This is a genomic window from Aeromonas sp. FDAARGOS 1407 (assembly GCF_019048725.1).
GTDB lineage: Bacteria > Pseudomonadota > Gammaproteobacteria > Enterobacterales > Aeromonadaceae > Aeromonas > Aeromonas enteropelogenes.
Window position 1 is genome coordinate 3,304,013 of record NZ_CP077399.1, and the last position, 19,327, is coordinate 3,323,339.

The 19,327-nt window shown below is 54.7% G+C and carries 20 protein-coding genes; 14 read left to right on the top strand and 6 right to left on the bottom strand.

Going from position 1 to position 19,327, the window contains the following annotated elements:
* Positions 1-233 precede the first annotated feature (233 nt).
* The gene (locus I6L37_RS15645) at positions 234-1,661 is read left to right on the top strand and encodes a wax ester/triacylglycerol synthase family O-acyltransferase (RefSeq protein ID WP_216992328.1); all 1,428 of its coding nucleotides are present in this window, start codon (positions 234-236) and stop codon (positions 1,659-1,661) included.
* Between the two features lie 82 nt (positions 1,662-1,743).
* Here I6L37_RS15645 and I6L37_RS15650 read toward each other — a convergent pair whose 3' ends face one another.
* The 4 genes from I6L37_RS15650 to I6L37_RS15665 all read right to left on the bottom strand — a co-directional run bounded on the left by I6L37_RS15650 (position 1,744) and on the right by I6L37_RS15665 (position 5,076).
* On the bottom strand, positions 1,744-2,544 hold the full coding sequence (locus I6L37_RS15650) for a hypothetical protein (protein ID WP_061477552.1): 801 nt from the start codon (positions 2,542-2,544) through the stop codon (positions 1,744-1,746).
* A gap of 25 nt (positions 2,545-2,569) precedes the next feature.
* On the bottom strand, positions 2,570-3,211 hold the full coding sequence (locus tag I6L37_RS15655) for a TetR/AcrR family transcriptional regulator (RefSeq protein WP_201939516.1): 642 nt from the start codon (positions 3,209-3,211) through the stop codon (positions 2,570-2,572).
* 1 nt (position 3,212) lies between these two features.
* The gene (locus I6L37_RS15660) at positions 3,213-4,400 is read right to left on the bottom strand and encodes a patatin-like phospholipase family protein (protein ID WP_042069388.1); all 1,188 of its coding nucleotides are present in this window, start codon (positions 4,398-4,400) and stop codon (positions 3,213-3,215) included.
* 103 nt (positions 4,401-4,503) lie between these two features.
* A complete protein-coding gene (locus tag I6L37_RS15665) occupies positions 4,504-5,076 on the bottom strand; it encodes a phasin family protein (RefSeq protein WP_026457568.1) in 573 nt (190 codons plus the stop codon).
* A gap of 248 nt (positions 5,077-5,324) precedes the next feature.
* Here I6L37_RS15665 and I6L37_RS15670 point away from each other — a divergent pair, with 248 nt between their 5' ends.
* Positions 5,325-7,298 carry an SDR family oxidoreductase gene (locus tag I6L37_RS15670; RefSeq protein WP_216992329.1) on the top strand — a complete coding sequence of 658 codons (1,974 nt, stop codon included), beginning with the start codon at positions 5,325-5,327 and terminating at the stop codon, positions 7,296-7,298.
* A gap of 54 nt (positions 7,299-7,352) precedes the next feature.
* On the opposite strand, the gene I6L37_RS15675 is transcribed toward I6L37_RS15670, so the two are convergent.
* On the bottom strand, positions 7,353-8,228 hold the full coding sequence (locus tag I6L37_RS15675; RefSeq protein ID WP_201939523.1) for a triacylglycerol lipase: 876 nt from the start codon (positions 8,226-8,228) through the stop codon (positions 7,353-7,355).
* Between the two features lie 159 nt (positions 8,229-8,387).
* Here I6L37_RS15675 and I6L37_RS15680 point away from each other — a divergent pair, with 159 nt between their 5' ends.
* Both I6L37_RS15680 and I6L37_RS15685 read left to right on the top strand, forming a co-directional pair.
* On the top strand, positions 8,388-8,693 hold the full coding sequence (locus tag I6L37_RS15680; RefSeq protein ID WP_201939524.1) for a YebG family protein: 306 nt from the start codon (positions 8,388-8,390) through the stop codon (positions 8,691-8,693).
* 364 nt (positions 8,694-9,057) lie between these two features.
* A complete protein-coding gene (locus tag I6L37_RS15685; RefSeq protein WP_216994186.1) occupies positions 9,058-10,305 on the top strand; it encodes a tyrosine-type recombinase/integrase in 1,248 nt (415 codons plus the stop codon).
* Positions 10,306-10,778: 473 nt separating this feature from the next.
* Here the strand turns inward: I6L37_RS15685 and I6L37_RS15690 are convergent, their stop codons facing one another.
* Positions 10,779-11,162 (bottom strand): hypothetical protein, encoded by a 384-nt coding sequence (locus I6L37_RS15690; RefSeq protein WP_216992330.1) that lies wholly within the window; start codon positions 11,160-11,162, stop codon positions 10,779-10,781.
* Positions 11,163-11,705: 543 nt separating this feature from the next.
* On the opposite strand from I6L37_RS15690, the gene I6L37_RS15695 reads away from it, so the two are divergent.
* From I6L37_RS15695 to I6L37_RS15740, 10 genes are all read left to right on the top strand, one after another.
* Positions 11,706-12,062, top strand: coding sequence for a hypothetical protein (locus tag I6L37_RS15695; RefSeq protein ID WP_216992331.1), 357 nt, complete (start codon positions 11,706-11,708; stop codon positions 12,060-12,062).
* A gap of 102 nt (positions 12,063-12,164) precedes the next feature.
* Positions 12,165-12,317 (top strand): hypothetical protein, encoded by a 153-nt coding sequence (locus tag I6L37_RS15700; protein ID WP_216992332.1) that lies wholly within the window; start codon positions 12,165-12,167, stop codon positions 12,315-12,317.
* A gap of 223 nt (positions 12,318-12,540) precedes the next feature.
* Positions 12,541-12,855: a hypothetical protein gene (locus I6L37_RS15705; RefSeq protein ID WP_216992333.1), complete on the top strand. Its 315-nt coding sequence runs from the start codon at positions 12,541-12,543 to the stop codon at positions 12,853-12,855.
* A 574-nt stretch (positions 12,856-13,429) separates the two neighbouring features.
* Positions 13,430-14,740, top strand: a complete 1,311-nt coding sequence (locus I6L37_RS15710) for a phage/plasmid replication protein, II/X family (protein ID WP_216992334.1) — start codon at positions 13,430-13,432, stop codon at positions 14,738-14,740.
* Positions 14,741-14,939: 199 nt separating this feature from the next.
* Entirely contained in the window at positions 14,940-15,290 is a 351-nt protein-coding gene (locus I6L37_RS15715; protein ID WP_216992335.1) for a hypothetical protein, read from the top strand.
* A 255-nt stretch (positions 15,291-15,545) separates the two neighbouring features.
* Complete coding sequence (locus I6L37_RS15720) at positions 15,546-15,806, top strand: major coat protein (protein WP_216992336.1); 261 nt, start codon at positions 15,546-15,548, stop codon at positions 15,804-15,806.
* Between the two features lie 73 nt (positions 15,807-15,879).
* On the top strand, positions 15,880-17,151 hold the full coding sequence (locus tag I6L37_RS15725; protein ID WP_216992337.1) for a hypothetical protein: 1,272 nt from the start codon (positions 15,880-15,882) through the stop codon (positions 17,149-17,151).
* Positions 17,152-17,484: a DUF5455 family protein gene (locus I6L37_RS15730; RefSeq protein ID WP_216992338.1), complete on the top strand. Its 333-nt coding sequence runs from the start codon at positions 17,152-17,154 to the stop codon at positions 17,482-17,484.
* Between the two features lie 11 nt (positions 17,485-17,495).
* The gene (locus I6L37_RS15735; protein WP_216992339.1) at positions 17,496-18,329 is read left to right on the top strand and encodes a zonular occludens toxin domain-containing protein; all 834 of its coding nucleotides are present in this window, start codon (positions 17,496-17,498) and stop codon (positions 18,327-18,329) included.
* Positions 18,330-18,623: 294 nt separating this feature from the next.
* Entirely contained in the window at positions 18,624-18,938 is a 315-nt protein-coding gene (locus I6L37_RS15740) for a hypothetical protein (protein WP_216992333.1), read from the top strand.
* The last annotated feature ends 389 nt before the right edge of the window (positions 18,939-19,327 follow it).

Below are 19,327 nucleotides of genomic sequence, written 5' to 3' on the forward strand. Positions count from 1 at the left end.
AATAAATTTTCGCAGGACGCCTTGTTTGAATATCTATTTTTGAAACGAGCCGATTATTTAACCGGGGAATAAATAATCTGCCTCAAGCTGCTTGAATACCACACAACTATTTTTGTTTTGTTTAATTGAAAGCCGTCTCTTTTTATTGTCATTTCACCGTGCACATGCCCCATGCCAATATGCCGTTCGGCATGACTGATGAGCTCGAAAATGCATTTTGTAGGGAAACAAAGATGCCATTGAGTGAATTTATCTCCTGCGTCGATACCGCCTGGCTGCGCATGGACAGACCCAACAACCTGATGCAAATCATCGGGGTATTGATGTTTGACGGACAGCTCGACGAAGCGCGCCTGAGACAAGGTCTTCGTCACACCATTTCCCTGCAACCACGTTTTCACCAGCGTGCCGTGCAGGAAGGGGGGAGCTACTACTGGCGCCACGACCCCGACTTCGATCTCGATCAGCATCTCAAACGGGTGATCCTGCCGGGCGAGGCGGGCAAGCTGGAGCTCGAAAAGCTGGTGGCCGATCTTGCCTCAACCCCCCTCAACCCGCAGCGTCCCCTGTGGGACATGCACCTGACCGACACCTCGCTTGGCGGTCAGGCGCTGGTGGTGCGCATCCATCACGCCATGGGGGACGGTTTTTCCCTGGTTAAGGCCATGCTCACCATGATGGACAACACCCCCAAACCGGCCGCCATTCCCTTGTCCGAACCCCGCATGGATGAGGATGACGAGGAAGAGGAGGAGTCGCATCAAGGCAGCCGCCTGGTGCGGGCCGGGCTCAAACTCACCGGCACCCTCTGGTCCAAATACGTCGAGGTACTCACTCACCCGACCAGGGCGGTGGATTATCTCAAGACCGGCCGTGACGTGGCGGGCGAGCTGTGCAACATCGCCACTCTGGCGGACGATTCCCCCTCCCGCCTCAAGGGCAAGACCGGCAGTACCAAGCGGGTGGCCTGGTCGCAGCAGATCCCCTTGCCAGACATCAAGGCGGTGGGCAAGGTGCTTGGTTGTTCGGTCAATGATCTGCTGATCGCGGCCACCGCCGGCGCGTTTCGCCACTACCTGCAGGCCCACGGGGAGGACGCTGACAAGATTGAGATCCGCGCCCTGGTGCCGGTCAATATGCGAGCGCCCAACGATGATGGCGCCCTTGGCAACCGCTTCGGGCTGGTGGCCCTGGAGCTACCCCTTGATATCGAGCACCCGCTGCAGCGGCTCTTCACGGTGCGCGATCGCATGCAGGCTCTGCGCAGCTCGCTACAACCCGTGGTGGTGCTCAATTTGCTGGAGGTGCTGGGCATGGCCCCAAAGACGGTGCAGCAGCAGGCGGTCGATCTGCTCTCGGCCAAGGCCAGCGCCGTCATCACCAATGTGCCGGGCCCCCAGCATACCCTCTATCTGGCGGGAGCCCGTCTGCGCCAGCCGCTGTTCTGGGTACCCCAGGCCGGCGATATCGGGGTCGGGGTATCGATCCTCTCCTACGACAACAAGGTGCAGCTCGGCCTTATCACCGACAAGCTGAGAGTGCCGGATCCCGACAGCGTAGTGGAACGCTTCGCGGTGGAGTTTGAGCAACTGTTGCTGCTGGTGTTGATGGATCCCGAGCTGTTGTTTGACCCGGACGGGTTGGATGCGCTGCTGAGCTGAGCCGCCACCCCGCATGCCCTTTGCTTAAAAAAACAGAGGCCAACCCGACGGTTGGCCTCCTTGTTTGCGCTAAAGGTAATCGTTACTCCTCTTCCAGTTCCTCACGAGCCGCTTCCACATCGAGCCGCTCCATGGCATCGGCCGGCTCGCAGCTGGCCGCTTCGGCATAGAGGGCCTCGGCCGCCTTCAAACGGCTCTTGCCATAGAGCATCACCTGAGCATTGGCGTACTCCATACGGGCGATGGCGGAGTCCGGAATAAGGGCCAGCGCCGCCTGGAAGTGGCGCTCTGACTCCTCCTTTTTCGCCCCGTAGGTGAGGCCGCCTATCATGGCACCGAGCTTGTCGACGATCTCCGCATGCCAGGCCCCGAAGGCGATATGCGCCTCAGCGTGCTCGGGGGCAAGCGCCAGGGCCTTCTCCAGGCTGCTCTTTATCTTGTCGCCGATCCCTTGGGAAAGGGCCTTGGAGATGGAGATCACCTGGCTGTAACGCCCCAGCGCCAGGGCGTGAAAATACCAGGCGTTGGCATTGTCAGGCTGCCGCTTTTGCAGCTTCTCGGCGTTGCTGGCGGCAAGCTCGAAGGCGGCCCGCTTGGCATACTTGTCCTCCAGCAGGTAGCTGGCGTGGATCACCAGCGCCTTGTTCACCACATTGATCCCTGCCTCCCCGGCGTCGTTGCCAAGGGCCACCGCCCGGGCAAAATCCCCGGCGTGGTAGGCGCGCCAGGCATCCTGCACCTTGGGATCTTCGGGCCAGGGTTCGGCATCCCCCTGATGCAGCCTGGCCCACTGTTCGGCCAGCTCGTCGCCCGGGTACTCATAGGCCCCGCCTGGAAAGGGGAAAGGGATGAAATCGGAGAGTTGGGACTGTGAGGTTGTCATGCATGTTCTCCCTGTTGCATGTGGTTCACACCTTGCTGGTGTAGTGGTGGGCGAGGGCGTCCAGATGAACACGGGCATCCTCGCGCAAATAAGGGGCCACCAGCTGCATCACCTGAAACACGCCGCGGGCGATATCGGCGTCCTCGCCAGGGTGCAGGGCCCGTTGATAGGAAATCCAGAATGTCCCTACCAGCGCGATATTGGCGGCGAGCGACTGCATCTGCTGCAAGGATCCCGACATCAGCCCCACTGTTTGCAAATGGTGACAAATGGCCGCGGCGGTCTGCTCCTTGCGCCGCAGCAGGGCGGAAAAGTGCCGCTCGACCCGGTGATAGCCGTTCATCAGAGCCGAGATGTCGTAGTAGAAAAAGCGGTATTTCCAGATGGTCTCGAACATCAGATGCAGGAAGAGCCAGATATCCTCCGGCTCGTCGGAGGGGGCGCTGACCGCATCGAGCAGACGGGTCATCTCCTGCTCGAATTCGCCGAACAGGGCGTTGACTATCTCCTCCTTGTTATGGAAGTGGTAATAGAGGTTGCCCTGGCTTATCTCCACCTCGGCCGCGATGGCGGTGGTGGTGACAGCACTCTCACCCTGTTGGTTGAAGCAGGCAAGGGCGGTGGTCAGGATCCGCTCACGGGTACGCCGCTTGGGTTTGCGCTCCATGCTACTCCTTCGACACGGGGCGCCGCGCCCCCTGGCCATAGCGGCGGGTGAGCCAGTGCTGCAACTGCTCGAGCGAGCGGTCGAGAGCCGCCACCGCATCCGTGCTGGGGGTGAGCAGGGAGCGCTGTTTATCCGCCAGCGCCGCCAGATTGAGCTCGAGGCCATGCCGGGCCAGCACAGGGGCCAGGGTATCGCGCCGCGCCCAGAGATCCCGGCGGGTGTGCTGATAGGCGTGCTCACACAGACGGCGGCGATCCCGGTAACTGAACACATTGGTAAAGAACATCTCGCCATCGGCGGGGGAGGGTTCAAACAACAGGACGTCGGCATCGGGGTACTGATGCTGGTAACGGTCCATCCCCACATGCATGCGCGAGTGAATGATGGCGCGAAACGTCTGGGCCAGCACCACCGGCAGGCCGCTATCCACCAGATTGGTGGGCTCGCTGGTCGCCATGTCCGCATCGAAGGGCACCAGCGGATTGATGCAGAGGACCAGATCCGCCCCCTCCTGCAGCGCCACCGAGGCGTGCAGCGTCTTGATCAGCGCCCCGTCCACATAGTGACGACCGTTGATAAGCGAAGGGGGAAAGAGGCCGGGCAGGGCGGCCGAGGCCTGTACCGCGGCCGAAATGGGCACATTGTCGTACCCCGGGCAGCCGAAAGCCACCGGGTGACCGGTATCGAGTTCGGTCGCCACCACAAAGAGGCGGCTGTTGAGCTCGCGAAAATCGTTGCTGCGACCAGGGCGGGAGAAGAACTGGGTCAGGATGCGATCCACCCCACGGTTGTCAAACAGACCGGTCGGGATCGCCTTGGCGAGCCCCTGCAGGGATTCGAACAGACTGTGTTTCCAGGGGGCGGCCAGATAGTGGGTCAGGCTCTGCCACGCCAGCGGCGGTATGGTGCCAAGGCGCGCGACATATTCACGAAAGGCAGGGCGCAGCAGGGTGGCGGGGTCGAAGATCTCGCCGGCGTCGTCACTGAGCAGGATCCGCACCAGTTTCTCCGGCGAAATGCCGTTGGCCAGGGCCGAGGCGACCACGGCGCCTGAGCTGACCCCCACATAGATATCCGCATGTTCGAGGCGCAGCCCACGGATGCTGTCGGAGAGCGCCGCACAGGCACCGACTTCATAGATACCACCAAGCGGGCCGCCGCCGGCAAGGGCCATCGCGATCGTACTCATAGTCGCCTCCCTCTCCATGACACTCTTCATGACACTTTTCATGACGATACCGGCCCAGCGCAGGGCATGGGCCGGTATCGATTAGCAGTGCACCGTCAGGGGATCAGGGGAGGACGCTTTCCGCCTTGGCCTTAACCTCTTTTACCGCCTCTTCGGCGGCGGAGAGCAGATCCGCAGCCTCTTCAGCGACCGCCTCCTTGGCCTTGGCGACCGGCGCTTTCTTTACCGGAGCCTTGCGGGGAGCCGGCTTTTTGGCCGGGGCAGGTTTGGCTTCGGCGGCAGGGGCCTCGCCCTCCTGGGCATCCAGCAGCTGTTGTACCACCTCGGTCAGCTCGGCCATGCGCTTGGAGAGCTTGTCGATGTCCTTGCGGGTCGGGATCCCGAGGCTGGCCACCGCACGGGCGACGCGCTCCTCGAACACTTGCTCCAGACGACCCCAGGTACCGGCAGTCTTGTCGGCCACGGCGGCGATCTTCTCATCGGCGCTCTGGCGGGTCTTGGCCTGCAGAGCTTCCCCTTCCTGCACCAGGGCGTCAAAGATCTTGCCACCCTCTTCCTGGGCTTTGGAATAGGCACCGAGCCCTGCCAACCAGATCTGCTGGGTCGACTCCTTGATGGTGGAGGCGAGTTGGTTGTCGGTGACCGAACCGGCCAGCGCTTTAAGTTTTTTAGCCATGATATTGCTCCTTGAATAACGGCAGATACATGTAATGGCGACAACGACAACGGCAATCCGGTTGAGGCATTACTGATTTTTCATCTTCAGTCTATGGACAAAAAATAGAGGGTTCTACCTAATAACGAAATAGTCGATTAACTGAATTTAGGGATGGCTCACGAACCGGTAATTGTATTGAAGATTCCCATATGAATCGTGATATACCTAACATCAACTAACAGTAAAATCAGTAGCGGAACCATAACATGAACTATTTCATCACAGGCGGAAGTGGTTTTATCGGGCGCAGGTTGATTAAGAAATTGCTGGCACAATCCCCTGACAATCACGTTTATTTTCTGCTGCGCGCCGCCAATCAGGATAAATTACCCGAGCTTTACGACTACTGGCAGGTGGATGAAGGACGAGCTACTCCAGTATTCGGGGATATGACGCTGCCGCTGCTGGGAGTGACGGAGGCGATGCAAGGGGAGATTCACGATCGGATCGATCACTTCTTTCACCTGGCTGCCATCTATGATCTCAACGCCAAGGCGGGCGTCCAGCAACAGGTCAACGTCGACGGCACCCGTCAGGCTGTACAGCTGGCGGCCCAGCTGGGTGCCCGCCAGTTTCATCACTGCAGCTCCATCGCGGCGGCCGGCCTGTTCGACGGCCTGTTTCGGGAAGACATGTTCGAGGAGGCCGAGCAGCTCGATCTGCCCTATTTCCAGACCAAGCACGAGGCCGAGGGGATCGTGCGCAAGGAGTGCATGGTGCCCTGGCGCATCTACCGGCCCGGGATCGTGGTAGGGGATGCCAACACCGGCGAGATGGACAAGATTGACGGCCCCTATTACTTCTTCAAGACCATCCAGAAGCTGCGTCGCCTGCTCCCTCCCTGGATGCCCGCCATCGGGGTGGAAGGGGGACGCATCAACGTGGTGCCGGTCAACTTCGTGGTCGATGCCATGGCCCACATCTCTCATCAGGCGGGGGAGGAGAACAAGACCTTCCACCTGACGGATCCCAACCCGATGCGGGTCGGCGATATGCTCAGCACCTTCTCCCGCGCTGCCCACGCCCCGGAGCCCGCCATCCGCATCAATGCCTCCCTGTTCAGCTTTATCCCGCGCCACCTGATGGCGATGCTGATGACAATGACGCCGGTGCGCCGCATCCGCGATGCCGCCATCGCCGATCTGGGGCTGCCCAAGGATGTGTTCCGCCTCATCAACTATCCGACCCGCTTCGACAGCCGGGAGACCCAGCGCGTACTGAAAGGAACCGGTATCGAGGTACCACCGCTGCACAGCTACGCCTGGCGTCTGTGGGACTACTGGGAACGCCACCTCGATCCCGAGCTCTTCATCGACCGCACCCTGCGCGGCCGGGTCGAGGGCAAGGTGGTGCTGGTCACTGGCGCCACTTCCGGCATTGGTCGGGCCACGGCCCGCAAACTGGCAGGGGCGGGGGCCATCGTCGTGACCATCGCCCGCGATGAGCAGAAGATTGCCGAGACCCGGGCCGAATTTGCCGAGCTCGGCCTGTCACTGCAGGTCTATCAGGGCGACTTGGCTGATCTGGCGCAGGGGGAGGCCATCACCCAACAAATCGTGGCGGATCATGGCGGGGTCGATATTCTCATCAACAATGCTGGTCGCTCCATCCGCCGCTCCATTGAGGACTCCTTCGATCGCTTCCACGATCTGGAACACACCATGCAGCTCAATTACTTCGGGGCGCTCAAGGTGATCATGGGAGTACTGCCTGGGATGATCGAGAAGAAGAAGGGGCACATCATCAACATCTCCTCCATCGGGGTGCTGACCAATGCGCCGCGCTTCTCGGCCTATGTTGCCTCCAAATCGGCCCTCGACGCCTGGGTGCGCACCGCAGCCTCCGAGTTTGCCGACAAGGGGGTGAACTTCTCCATCATCAATATGCCGCTGGTGAAGACCCCCATGGTGGCGCCGACCAAGGTGTATGACCAGGTGCCCATGATGACGCCGGAAGAGGCGGCCGATCTGGTGTGCGACACCATCATCAACAAGCACGTACGTCTGGCAACCCGACTAGGGGTCTTCGGTCAGGTGGTCCATGCCCTGGCCCCGCGAGTCGCCCAGGTGATCATGAACACGAGTTTTCGCACCTTTGCCGACCCCAAAGATGGCGATCAATCCAAGGCAACCGCCGATCAGGTCGCGGTCTCGACCCTGATCAAGGGGATCCATTTCTAGCAACACGAAAGAAGTCATAAGCACAACGGGCCTGAGCGATCAGGCCTGTTTTTTTCAGAAGCGTTTCAAGAGACCGAGCAGCAGATCCGTGGTACGACGGGAGTAGAGCAGCGAGAGGTGGCCGAGAGCGGGCAGTTCGATATCTTCCATCCCGTCCAGCCGCTGACGCTCCTGGGGCATCACCACGTTGTCGTGGCTGGTACGCACCGACACCCCGGGTACGCACAGGGGCACACTGGCAAAGCGTTGCAACCAGCCGGAGCCCGGCTCCATCTCGCGGGCGTTGGCACCCACCCCCAGCATCGCCAGCTGGCTGCCCTGATGAGGGGTCGCCAGGGTGATCAGCGCGGCCACCTTGTCACCGCCGGCGACCGCCAGATAGTCGCGACACACCAACCCCCCCATGCTGTGGCCGATCAGCACCAGCTGGCTGGCACCGGTTTGGGCCAGCACATGGTCGATCCGCCGGGCAAGCAGGGGCACCATCTCGTCGATATGCCCAAAGGGCGGAGAGAGGGTGATGGTCGCCACCACGTGACCAGCGGCCTCCAGCCTGGCCCGTTGAGTACGCCAGATCCCGCGGCTGCAACCATAACCATGCACCAGCAATACGGGACGCCGGCAGGGCGGCAGCCGATCGGGAGCCATCAGCAGTGGCTCGAAGGGGAGCAGCCAGGTGAAGGTGTAGAGGTAGGCAAGCATCTCGCCAGCCATCATCTGGACCCTGGCCCAGAGGCTGATAGCCGGGGAGGGGTAAAAGCGGGTGAACAGCCAGCTGCCCAGCACCACCAGGCAGCGCAACATCAGCAGGGTCAGCGCCACCCACAACAGGGTCAACAGCCAGGGGAGATCCATCACCAGGCGGCCAATGCCTCCGAGCAGCAGCACCTCCACCATCAGCAGGATAAACAGGTGTTGTACGATCGTCATCAATCCATGCTCCGACCAGTCAGACCTAGAAGCCAAATGACACTTTACTATCTAACGACGTCAATAGCTGCTTCCTCCATCGCACTTTTCCCTTCCCCTGTTTGCAATACTGTATATCCATACATATACTCTACTGACCAACACCAAGAGGAGGCCATCATGGCTGTCGAAATCAAATATGTCGTGGTTCGTGGGGGAGTGGAGAAGATGACCTTTGCCAGCAAGAAAGAGGCAGATGCCTATGACAAACTGCTGGATACGGCGGACGAGCTCATGCTGCTGCTGGAAGAGGCCCCCATCGAGCTGGCCCCGCAGCAGCAAGAGAGCCTGGCATTCTACCTGGCCGAACAGCGTGATCGACTGCAAACCCTGCTGCGTGGCGGCAAGCTGCAGACGACAGGCGGCAAGGAAGAGGAACAGGCGCCGGCCAAACGCAAAGAGAAGCCGCTCAAGCAGGTGGCCTGAGGTCCTCTGATACGCCGCGCTTGGGGTAAATATCTACCGCATTCACTTAATCAGAATTCTTAGTCATTTTGACCGATATTTACCCCGATAATTTTTTAACAACACTGCATATGCATTGCATAAACCAGATCCGTATTCAGAGTGCGGTCGCCAGCACCGTATCGGCTTGATGCCGGGTCTAACAGCATCGACTTATCGATAGTCGCGCCCCGCAGGTCAGGGAGCCGGATAAGCTGGCAACCGTACGGGCCTTGTTGTATCCACACCCTGAACTTGCCTTTGAATCAACGCACTCTTGCCAAGCCATAGCATCACCATTACAAGCTACACCATGACTCATCCAACTTGTTCTTTGCCCCCCGCCATGCCGCTCTTTGACGGTCTGGCCTACCTGGAAGCCGGCAATACCCAGGTCAATCTCTATCTAGCCAACCTCAGTCTGAACGATGTCCCCGACGCCGGGCTGGTCTACGAACTGGCGGTCGACTGGCTGCTGGAGCAGCGCCATAACGAAAACAACTACAAGACCTACCGCAGCGAGCTGACCACCTTTTTCCACTGGTGCTTTCGCGAGGCCGCCATCAGCCTCAAAGATCTGACTCGCCGCATCATGATGCGCTATCTGGACTACTGCCAGTCCCCACCACAGGAGCTGATTGCCTATCGCAATGTGGCGCAATTCGTGCTCGACAAAGAGTGGGGGGAGCGCCTGCCCAATCCCCATTGGCGCCCTTTTCTCGGCAAAAAGGATCTCGGGCGGCCCCTGCCATATCGGTTGAGCGAGCAGGCGATGAAGACCAAGCTCGCCATCCTGTCGGCCTTTTTCCAGTACCTTATCCAGGAAGAGTACATGGACAAAAACCCGGTACTGTTGTTGCTGCGGGCTAAACGCCCGGTGGAGAGGGAACCGGATGATCAGGTGCAATCCTTCAGCGAGCTGCAATGGTCCTATGTGATGCAGGCCGCCGAGTGGCTGGCCAATGACAATCCCGAGCAGCACGAACGCAGCCGGTTTCTTACCATACTGATGTACGCCTGTTATCTGCGGATCTCGGAAGTGGCCGCCAGACCGGGCTTTACCCCCGTGATGGGGCAATTTCGCCGGGATCGCAAAACCGGCGTCTGGGGTTATTACATTCCCCAGAGCAAGGGTGGCAAACGGCGAACCGTGGCCGTGTCGCAGGCGCTGCTGGAGGCTCTTGGCCGCTACCGCCGTTTTCTGGGCTTGACGCCGTTGCCGACGCCGGAAGAACAGACACCGCTCTTTATCAGGCACAAGGCGGCAGGTCATGGCCGCGAACAGGGGCAACTCAACGCCAATCTCGGGATCCGTCAATTGCGGGATCTCATCATGATGGTGATCACCAAGGGAGCCGATCTTGCCGAGCAGGATGGCTTTGCTCAGGATGCGGCCGAGATGCGTCAACTGTCGCCCCATGCCATCCGCCACACCGGCATCACTCACGATATCAATCTCAACGGCCGGCCGCTTTCCCATGTCCAGGCCGATGCCGGCCACGACAGCATAGATACCACCTCGAAATATCTGCATACCAGTAATAGCGAGCGACATGAGAGTGCCCAGAAAAAGCCATTGGACCGACTGGGCTAAACAGTGAGAGATAACAAAACAGGAAACAATATATTCACCACACTCAACTCTCAGCTTCTTTTATGACGTTAGGTTGATTTACAGGGGCAGGGGAGGGATCCCTTGCATGGTGCCTTGGCCAGGGACGGCCATGTGATTTGTTTCCCGCAGACGTCAACATCTTCCCTTCTTATCGCCCACTTCCCGTCTTGCCAAATATCGTGGCTTCACGATGCCGGATCAGGGGGAGGGGGATCTATTGTTATTGCCATAACACCTCACACTAGGAACAGGCTATTCGATTATCCAACTGAGCGCGAAATCATGGTGAGCGAGGAGGCTTGGGTGGATCTGCCGGTCGGGGGATCTTCTATTTCCAAATAGCCAGGAAGCTAATAGCGGCATCGTCCCAACGCCGGAGCGCCCGTAACATAATCCGCATTTATGCGCAGTGACTATCGTGCTGGCAGCAAAAAGGGCCATATGGCCCTTTGTCAGTAATAGTAGCGACTCCTTTGCCACCACCTGAAGCCATACCCTGCACCGACTAGAGACATTGCCATTACCCATTGCCAGAGTGCTTTACCATACCATGATGGTTCGATGTAGAGCGGATCACCGAAACGCCCTCCCGCCCAATGATTGAGCACAGGAGCAAAGGCCAAAATCAACCACCCACAAAATATTGGCCAAGTCCCACCAAGAAAACCGCTGTATGTTATAAACCCAATCACCAGCCCCCAGACCAGTAGGTTTATGAATACCTCGAATGCAACTTTCCAAGTTACGCCAAAAACAGAGACAATCCCACTGCAAACGCCAATTACAACAGCAATCGCTATAACGATCACCAGGTCACTATCACTATTTCTACTCACGCCTAAGCCTCCTGTTACCTAGAAAATGCACTGTAAAAAAACACAGTACATCTGTCAGTCAAGATACAGGAGTGGTGCGAATATATCCACTTGAGGACCACATCAAGATTGCTTTGATATGGCTATTTTTCTGACATATTTTCCACATCGGATAGCAGTTTTAATAGTGGACTCTTGTCTCAAAATGGGACATTTGTGGTTTCAGAATATCGACCAAGGGGAGGGGGTATGTCTGATAGGAAAGGCACTGCCTGACTTCCTGGTTGAGCGAGCAGATGTTGTGGGCGAGGGGGCTTTGGCGGATCAGTTGGCCAAGTTGGCCGACCTCTACATTGCCAATTAAGCTGGCCTAGACCGGCATTCGTGACGGCTCATCGTCATGTGCTGGACTGATGAAGGAGTTGTGCCGCAGAACCGGCTGAACACCGCCTTGTTATCTCTTACGATGATGCCGATAAATGGGGTTATCGGCATCTCCACCTACTTGCGATCTACTTTTCTCACGTTCACCATATGAAGCTCATCAGGAAGGAGCTCAAGGATATGGCAACCAAATCCCCAAAAAGGCAGCTGCGAGCGAGAAACAAAGCCAAGGCGGCACGAGTCAAAAAACAGCAAGAAATTGAGCGCAACGGACGGGCTAACACGCCACTGTATGATTGGGTTCATGTCCAAGAACCACTGCTCAGTTTTTTTGAAACATTACCTGCGCCTGCGCAAGATGATGACTTCAGTTATTTAGTTCCGATCGTTGACTATTCAGTATCTCGACTCATCGACCAAGATGGTGATCCAGATGACCTAATCAATGACGTAACAATGCTTGCTGCAACTTATATAAACATGAAGGTCTATGGCAGTGGTAGATTCACTCTTGAGCACCAACATGAGCTTTCGTAAGCATGTTGGTGAACCCCAAGTTCATGGACGTTTTGCGCATGCGCCTCAAGCATCTTCAAGACTTGACTCTAGAACAGACTTGACCGACCTAACGGAGAAACCATGACCCCTGAAGCAAATGCTTGTGAGCCGCTGCGTCAGTTGCTTGAGCTGGCCATGACCGACATCGAACAAGGCCGGACTTATAGCTTGGATGAAGCTTTATCGATGTTGTCTTCCCAACGTAAAGATGCTGATAACCACGACCACGCCTGATGCATCCGTCATTGCGCATAATGTGAATGGCGTTATGTTGAGGGTTTGCCCCTGCCACAATGCGCAGCGGCAGGGGACGCGCCAGCGCCCGTAACATAATGGCCATTATGCGAAGTGGCCCAGCAAAAACCCTGATTTATTTTCGTCACTGTGACGCAAATTCACTGGACATTTAACGTCACAGTGACGATAATTAATTATCGAAACCAGGGAGGGAATCACCATGAAAGACGCTCACGACACCAAGACCCAGGAACTCATTCCGGCAGCACCTCGCAAACGTGGTCGCCCTGCAACTGGTCAAGCTAAATCCGGCGCAGCTCGCCAGGCTGAATACCTTGCCAGGAAGAAAAGTGAAACCGTCACTGTGACGTTTAATCGCGGCGATATTCCCGCCTTGAAACTGCTCCTGGCCAACCCATCCTCCGACCTGGGCCTTGACCAGGAAACCCTCGACCGCCTTGTGGCCACCGTCTTTGGCGCAGTCATTGACCAGGCCAAATCCGAGCCCAAAAAAACCACCTCAAAGAAAAAATAGGAAAGCCAAAGGGAGAGGCAGATAACGCCTGGGCCATGAGGAACGGCATCTGTTCGCCGTGACGAACTGGCCAGGAGACAAGCGAAGCGCGTCAGCTTTAGGGCACTGCGCTTCCCCCTGGTACGCATCCAGCAAAAAGCCGCCCTGCAGGACGGCTTTTTTCATTGTGGTCGGGCAGGGGAGCTAAACCTCCCGCGGAGCGGGTCCACTATCTTTAATAGTGGACTTTTGCACGGATTCCGTGTTTTTTCCCTTCCTCACTCCACCTCTATTTCGCCACGCTTGTTAACTTTGATTCTATCAATACACCTACTTAGAACCAGGTGTAATAACTCCGATTCTTGCACTGGGCTCCTTTCCATATTAACGAGCAACTTATTGATTTCCCTGCATTTTAACTCTGCCGCTCGTTGCTCGTCTTTAGTCAATCTGAGGGTCACGGGCACTCTGCTTACTCCACTTTTCATTTGACCTCCCATTATACATGCATACATGTTGACACGTTCCGCGTGTGCATGTATACCTGCATTCAGATTATAAGAAAGTTGCATGTATACATGTGACGGGGGCAGGGATGATAGACCGTTTGAGAATCTGCATTCCCTTCAGGGAGCAGTACCTTCAGCAATCAGTGCAGGTGGATAAGGGAGGGCATCGCGTTGATTACGTGGACTTGGCTGCCATTGCGAAATTCTCTGACATTCGCATGTCAGCCCGCGATATCGAGTTTGACATCGATACCCAGTCCTTTGACGTATCTGGCCTTAACCATCCGTATGAATCTCTCCCGTCCCATTGGGCCGGATTGGCATTCAAAATTTACCAGGGCGCCGGCATGTCATCCGCTCATGTCGAAATAAAGGCAAGTCCGGCAAAAATCCTCCAGGGTCACAATGTTTTCGGCCCTACTGATATCGAGCTTTGCGCCATGGAAATGATGTATATCCTTGGCTCTGCTGTTCCTGACCTGGATACGTTTGTTGATTGGTCTGGCGCCTGGCTTGGCGATATTGACTGCACTTATTCGGCTAATGTTGGCTCGATTCATAATGCCAAGCAAGTTATCGCCGCACTTAAAAACGTATCCAACGGCCATATGCGTTCAGCCATTAAAAATGAGCATGAAACAACCTGTTATTTCAACGTGAATTCTCGTCACGCTGACAAAAAAGCTTACTGCAAGGGGCCTGAACTTTCCTCTCAAATTAAGGAGATGGAGTCCGTTTGCAAAAAGCAAAAGAATAAGCTCCATATTCTTTCCGTTCTCAAGGATGATCGCCTGGTTAAGTTCGCTGAAAACCTGGTGCGCTTTGAGGGGAGGGCAAAGAGCCGTTTATTAGACCGTCTCGGTATACCCACTAATTTATTTTCACGTACTAGCGAATTTGATGGAACAATCCGACCTGGAATTATTGACTTTCAAAAGCAATTTGAATCTGATGGTAAAAATTTAATTCAATATATTTGGAATGAAATGTTTAATCCGCTTTTCGCGGCCTTCGAGGGACAAGAAATGAACGTTTATGACGATTCCGTCATCCTGGAAAAATTGAAACAGGAATATTTCACAATCACTCCGAAGGGCAACATTTCCTATTCCAAGGCTATGCGCCTCTTTGGCTTTTATCGCCGCCTCACAAACGAGGGGTATAAATCAGTAAAAGATACTTTAGCCCCTCAAACTTTTCGCGATAATCTTAATTATCTTATGGCCGCTGGACTCAGCAAAGCTCAGTTGCAAAACCTGCACGGCGATAAAGCCAACAACGTTATTCCACTCCTGCGCTTTATTAACGTTGATTTCAGCCGCCAAACGCCGGATTGGTATATCGAGCCAACTTCACGCTTTGATAATGTAACTCCGATTACCAGGGCGGTGGCATGAATATCAAATCTATTGGCTACAAGTATTACAAAAGCGTCTCTGAGCTAAAACAGCTTTATGTTTGGCGCTTGGTTAATAGCTTCCCTTACGGTTTTAGCCTCTACGGCTTTGACCTGGAAAAAAGCGCTTTTTATGCGTCCCTGGATGATTGTCCATTTTAATTAATGTCATTGTGACGAATAAACATAAGGTGAATAGTATGGAAACTGGTATTTTTTGTCGTGGTATCCTCCTGGGCGTAATGGATAAACCTTACTCCTATGTCGATAAAAAATCGGGTGAGGTTAAATCCGGCGTTGCTCACCTCCTGGGCCTGGAGCGCAATTATCGCGGCGCCTTTGGCGAGGAGCGGGCCATTACTGAAGCGCTGCGCATTCCCGAAGAGCTTTACAAGAATGCCGCTTTCATCGGCTCCATCACTCCCGCCATTGGCGCAATGGTCGAGGTACCACTCTCTGGCTACCAGGACTACCCCGACCGTCGCCATTTCATTACCAAAGAGGCGAAAATCACCGTCTGTGGCAATGAAAAACTGACCAGGGTGGCATGATATGGAGCAGGGCATCACTCAGGCTGATTTAGCAGCGGTTATTCAGCTGGTAACTTATCTCTCCTGCGCGTTTGCCTTTTTCCTGGGCTTTTTGGCCGGGAGCTTCCGCTAATGATTCAAGAAATAGTAAACGAGCTTTTTAGAGATTACTTATTCGCTGGGTATCTTTTTGGCTCGTTTGCTTCTGGCTGGTGCCTAGCTTATCTAGTCACCTTATTTAAAAAACTCAGCGAAAAAGTATAGGGATATTATCTTATGAAATATTTCAACATGGCTAAGAAGTATGGCGCCAAAGCGGCTGATAAAGCCTCCACTGGCCTCCTGGTTGCATCCGTTGCGCTCGCATCCTCCTCTGTGTTTGCGGCCTTCACACCTCCCGCTGGCCTGGCTGCCGCCGCAACCGACCTGGAGGGCGGCGTTGACTACATGCAGACCCTGTTCTGGCCCATCGTTATCGCGTCCTTCGTGGCCCTGAAGCTGATCTCGCTGTTCAAGCGTTTCGGCAACAAGGTCTAACCACCAACCAACTATGGCTCCCGTCGTGCCCCTGCCGCCGCGCAGCGTCGGCGGGGGCCAGGGGGCCATAGTCATGTTTAAGTATCTCCTGTTTTTTTTAACCCTTCTTACAGCGCAAGCGCATTCATTTACACTCAGCGACGCAATGATTGATGCGGAAATCAGGAAAGTGAATGGGTTCGTTTCCGCTGACTCCAATGGAATTAAAGTCAATGTGACGGGAAAGGGCTACGCCGCTAGCGCTCCTTATTTTCAGACCACTACTACTGTCCCAAAGCCTACTTTTATGAGTTATGTTAGGGGCAATATGAAATCTCTTGTTAAGCGCTCTCCTTATTACATCGGATGGCTTGCAACTATGGCCGCCGCTGGTTGGGTTATTGACGAATTAACTGGCCAGATGTCTAAACCTTCCATAAAAATTGTTGGCCCTTGCTCCTTTCAAGGCGGCGCTTTTCCTTTTGCCACCGGAACCCCTGATTTTTGCGCTAATTTCGCCTCTCCATATGAATACTATGATTTAACTCTTGTCAGCGGAAAACCTGCTCCTGGCGCCAATCTGCTTTATTCTTTTAAATATATTGACCCTGCTACTGGCAGCTCTTATACCCGCTCTTTTTATTTAAAGGTTCAAGATATGACTTCCGAGATTGAGCCTATTACAGATGCTGCCCTCTATGACTCTCTTGTCTCCGACATGATTAAGAATCCAACTGCCGCCGCTGATGCTTTTATGGTTCCTGGCGCATATCCATACCCTGTCCCTCAATTATTCCCCAACCCCCTTAAAAACATTCCAGGCGTTTCTGAGGCTGACTATCCTGCTCTTGATTGCTACTTTAAGGGGAATCTTCAATCCTCTAACCCTGGCGGCGCTTGTTATGTTACTGAGTCTGAATATCAGCGTATTTCTGCTCTGGGTGAGAAAATTAAAAAAGGTGAAACCGTTGAGGGGCAAATATCTAGTGCCAATGACAAACTTAAAGACCCTTTAACTCAAGCTCAATTAGAGGAAACCCTTAATAAGCTTGGCGATATTGGCACCGATGGCGTTACTGATGATGCCTCCAAAATATACGATGAAGGTTTTAAGCAATTGAATGAATCCATTCTTGCTGATGCTTTACCAGGTATGCCCGAGCTTGTTCCATTACCTCAATTTCAAACTGGCAGTTGTCGCTCATTAACTCTCAACTTCTCATTTGCTGGCCAGAATATTACCAAGGAATTTCCAGGCAAGGCTGGCTGTGAGCAGATTGAAAAAATGAAGGAATTTCTAGGTTGGTTCTTGGCTGCCATGGTTGTCATGACGTTGATTTTCACTGCCTTAAAGGAGGCAAATTAAATGCAAGGTTTGGCTGCGTTTTTTACTAATCTTCTGGGCCGTGCCCAGATGCTTCAGGCCGGAAACTTTGCCAAGGACGTTTCTTTTACCTTGGCGGTCGCCAGCTTGTTTGTTTTCTTGTTTAGCGGCATGTGGGCGACACTTCGCACCATCACCCAGTCTATAAATGTCTTACTTCCTTCCTGGGCAACCGTTCCGTTTACCTGGGTAATTCCCAACAATTTTAATGCCTGCATGTCTGCGTTGTTTGCCGGATATGTGGCTATTGCGTTGTATCGCTGGCATATGCGTTATCTTGCCAATGTTAAACCCAGTCCAACACGTTATTCATAAGGGGAGGGCATATGCCTGTATATTGCGTAACCGGTAAAACAGGGCAGGGCAAGGGTCTTTGTGCTGTCGGTATGGCTCGTCGTTATTTATCCGAGGGGCGCATCATTGCGACCAACATGGATATATTTCCAGAGCATTTCCGTGATTCGAATAATAAAAATATTCGCATCATCCGCATTCCTGACCGCCCAACTGCTGCCGATTTATACGCCCTGGGCATGGGCAACGATGAACCCTGGGATGAAGAAAAAAACGGACTTTTGATGCTGGATGAACTTGTTACCTGGTTCAATTCGCGTTCCTGGCAAGACAAAGACCGCAAGGCGCTCATTGACTGGTTTGTGCATCGCCGTAAATACGGCTGGGATGTTGCCTTTCAGGCGCAAAGCCTTAACTCCCTGGATGCGCAGCTGCGCGATAACGTAATCGATTATGAGTGTCGCGCCGTCAAGGTTAAGACCATCCGCATTCCGGTTATCTCTGCGCTGTACCGTAAGGTTTTTGATAAGCCGATGATGTGGCCCAAATTCATGTGGTATCACTGCATGAAGATGCGCAATGTCGAGACCGATATGATTGACGACGTGCATCGCTTCAGGGGCCAGGATATCTATCCGCTCTATAATACCGCCCAGGTTATCCAGGCAGATTATCCGCATGGTATACACAGCTTGTTGACTCCCTGGCACCTGGTAGGCCGCTACGGCAAATCACCCCTGGATTTACGTTACCTGGTGAGGCTTGCTGTCCGGCTTCCTCTGGTGCCTGTCATTCTCCTGGCCAGCTACTTAGACCAGGAAAGCCGACAATACTTTGCGAAGATTACCGCCAAGCCCTCCGAGTGAGGGCTTTGTTATCTCTGATGCCGATAAAGCTAGTTATCGGCATAACCCGCCAGGAACCCGCCCAGGAGCCCCTGGGACGTCACTGCGCATAATGTGAATGGCGTTATGTTGAGGGTTTGCCCCTGCCACAATGCGCAGCGGCAGGGGACGCGCCAGCGCCCGTAACATAATGGCCATTATGCGAAGTGGCCCAGCAAAAACCCTGATTTATTTTCGTCACTGTGACGCAAATTCACTGGACATTTAACGTCACAGTGACGATAATTAATTATCGAAACCAGGGAGGGAATCACCATGAAAGACGCTCACGACACCAAGACCCAGGAACTCATTCCGGCAGCACCTCGCAAACGTGGTCGCCCTGCAACTGGTCAAGCTAAATCCGGCGCAGCTCGCCAGGCTGAATACCTTGCCAGGAAGAAAAGTGAAACCGTCACTGTGACGTTTAATCGCGGCGATATTCCCGCCTTGAAACTGCTCCTGGCCAACCCATCCTCCGACCTGGGCCTTGACCAGGAAACCCTCGACCGCCTTGTGGCCACCGTCTTTGGCGCAGTCATTGACCAGGCCAAATCCGAGCCCAAAAAAACCACCTCAAAGAAAAAATAGGAAAGCCAAAGGGAGAGGCAGATAACGCCTGGGCCATGAGGAACGGCATCTGTTCGCCGTGACGAACTGGCCAGGAGACAAGCGAAGCGCGTCAGCTTTAGGGCACTGCGCTTCCCCCTGGTACGCATCCAGCAAAAAGCCGCCCTGCAGGACGGCTTTTTTCATTGTGGTCGGGCAGGGGAGCTAAACCTCCCGCGGAGCGGGTCCACTATCTTTAATAGTGGACTTTTGCACGGATTCCGTGTTTTTTCCCTTCCTCACTCCACCTCTATTTCGCCACGCTTGTTAACTTTGATTCTATCAATACACCTACTTAGAACCAGGTGTAATAACTCCGATTCTTGCACTGGGCTCCTTTCCATATTAACGAGCAACTTATTGATTTCCCT

What these genes read in the sequence shown, in the direction of transcription:
- I6L37_RS15645 (WP_216992328.1), top strand. Translation starts at nt 234, where the DNA reads ATGCCATTGAGTGAATTTATCTCCTGCGTCGATACCGCCTGGCTGCGC.
- I6L37_RS15650 (WP_061477552.1), bottom strand. Translation starts at nt 2,544, where the DNA reads ATGACAACCTCACAGTCCCAACTCTCCGATTTCATCCCTTTCCCCTTT.
- I6L37_RS15655 (WP_201939516.1), bottom strand. Translation starts at nt 3,211, where the DNA reads ATGGAGCGCAAACCCAAGCGGCGTACCCGTGAGCGGATCCTGACCACC.
- I6L37_RS15660 (WP_042069388.1), bottom strand. Translation starts at nt 4,400, where the DNA reads ATGAGTACGATCGCGATGGCCCTTGCCGGCGGCGGCCCGCTTGGTGGT.
- I6L37_RS15665 (WP_026457568.1), bottom strand. Translation starts at nt 5,076, where the DNA reads ATGGCTAAAAAACTTAAAGCGCTGGCCGGTTCGGTCACCGACAACCAA.
- I6L37_RS15670 (WP_216992329.1), top strand. Translation starts at nt 5,325, where the DNA reads ATGAACTATTTCATCACAGGCGGAAGTGGTTTTATCGGGCGCAGGTTG.
- I6L37_RS15675 (WP_201939523.1), bottom strand. Translation starts at nt 8,228, where the DNA reads ATGACGATCGTACAACACCTGTTTATCCTGCTGATGGTGGAGGTGCTG.
- I6L37_RS15680 (WP_201939524.1), top strand. Translation starts at nt 8,388, where the DNA reads ATGGCTGTCGAAATCAAATATGTCGTGGTTCGTGGGGGAGTGGAGAAG.
- I6L37_RS15685 (WP_216994186.1), top strand. Translation starts at nt 9,058, where the DNA reads ATGCCGCTCTTTGACGGTCTGGCCTACCTGGAAGCCGGCAATACCCAG.
- I6L37_RS15695 (WP_216992331.1), top strand. Translation starts at nt 11,706, where the DNA reads ATGGCAACCAAATCCCCAAAAAGGCAGCTGCGAGCGAGAAACAAAGCC.
- I6L37_RS15700 (WP_216992332.1), top strand. Translation starts at nt 12,165, where the DNA reads ATGACCCCTGAAGCAAATGCTTGTGAGCCGCTGCGTCAGTTGCTTGAG.
- I6L37_RS15705 (WP_216992333.1), top strand. Translation starts at nt 12,541, where the DNA reads ATGAAAGACGCTCACGACACCAAGACCCAGGAACTCATTCCGGCAGCA.
- I6L37_RS15710 (WP_216992334.1), top strand. Translation starts at nt 13,430, where the DNA reads ATGATAGACCGTTTGAGAATCTGCATTCCCTTCAGGGAGCAGTACCTT.
- I6L37_RS15715 (WP_216992335.1), top strand. Translation starts at nt 14,940, where the DNA reads ATGGAAACTGGTATTTTTTGTCGTGGTATCCTCCTGGGCGTAATGGAT.
- I6L37_RS15720 (WP_216992336.1), top strand. Translation starts at nt 15,546, where the DNA reads ATGAAATATTTCAACATGGCTAAGAAGTATGGCGCCAAAGCGGCTGAT.
- I6L37_RS15725 (WP_216992337.1), top strand. Translation starts at nt 15,880, where the DNA reads ATGTTTAAGTATCTCCTGTTTTTTTTAACCCTTCTTACAGCGCAAGCG.
- I6L37_RS15730 (WP_216992338.1), top strand. Translation starts at nt 17,152, where the DNA reads ATGCAAGGTTTGGCTGCGTTTTTTACTAATCTTCTGGGCCGTGCCCAG.
- I6L37_RS15735 (WP_216992339.1), top strand. Translation starts at nt 17,496, where the DNA reads ATGCCTGTATATTGCGTAACCGGTAAAACAGGGCAGGGCAAGGGTCTT.
- I6L37_RS15740 (WP_216992333.1), top strand. Translation starts at nt 18,624, where the DNA reads ATGAAAGACGCTCACGACACCAAGACCCAGGAACTCATTCCGGCAGCA.